Here is a 1,022-nt window from a genome sequence, read left to right as displayed (position 1 = left end):
GCACTAAATTCATTTGCCATCGCGCCTGGAACGCAGAGTAGACTCCCTGCCAGTAACCAAGCACTTTTGCTAAACCAATGTTTCACGTATGTCTCCCTGAACTTACGCTGGTTGCCTAAGTATTACAATTGGATATAGATGTCGTACTGCTGACCATCTCGCTCAACAGTCAAATTCAGTTCTTGCGGATCGCTCATCACTTGCATCAGTTGTACTGAAGAAGACGGATCACTTAAATCGATCCCATTAAGTTGCACCGCAATATCACCAGGTTCTAGACCCACATCATTAAATAACGCCGCATCACGACCCGGAGAAACTCGGTAGCCAATAATGGCGTCGTCTTTTTTCACTGGAGAAATGGTGATGTATTTAAAGACACTCTGTGGATCTTTCGCAATCTCCTCTCGGATTTGCTCTAGTTTGTCACTCACGTCTGACGCAGGTTCTTTCTGAGCAGCTTGCACTCGAGTAGCCTGCGGCGATTCTGACAATTTTTTATACTCAACGCCTTCCAGCATTAGAGTTTCATCTCGGCCTTCGTTATCGATGATCACGCGATCGACCAACACCGCTTTTAGTGTGGCACGCGTACCTTCAATTTCTTCGCTAATTCCGTAGGTCGCTTGCTTACCACGGTTAGCGATCACCGCTAAGCTGGTTTGAGGATTGCTGCTAGCAACGGCGCCAACAAGGGTAAGATTCAGGCGTGTTTTTGGGGCGTCTTTCACAACAGGTTGCTCAACGACAACAGGCTTTTGTTCGGTGTATTTGCCAAATAAGTTGGCGCTTTGAAGGGCATTGAAATCAATCGTATTCGATTTATTGCTGGCAATAACGTTACCCGCCGACGGCCTCCATTTTGGCACATCAGACGTTTGAGGGATTGCTAACCACACCACTTTACCGAGTATCCACCCAGTTATCGCAATAAATAGGCAAGTAAGTAGCAAACTGAGCTTAGCTTGAATTACGTGGTGGTTGGAGTTGATCTGAGCCAGTAGAGGTCTGCTTGATAATAC

At 46.5% G+C, this 1,022-nt stretch carries 1 protein-coding gene; it reads right to left on the bottom strand.

Features of this window, described 5'->3' with window-relative positions; all coding sequences use genetic code 11:
• Window positions 1-122 precede the first annotated feature (122 nt).
• Window positions 123-1,022, bottom strand: a 900-nt coding sequence (gene gspC / locus R7F67_RS25020; RefSeq protein WP_318057558.1) for a type II secretion system protein GspC, incomplete at its 5' end; no start/stop codon positions are given.

It is taken from the genome of Vibrio sp. YT-17 (genome assembly GCF_033337375.1).
GTDB classification, from domain to species: Bacteria; Pseudomonadota; Gammaproteobacteria; order Enterobacterales; family Vibrionaceae; genus Vibrio; species Vibrio alginolyticus.
This window is presented reverse-complemented; position numbering and strand designations above follow the sequence as displayed.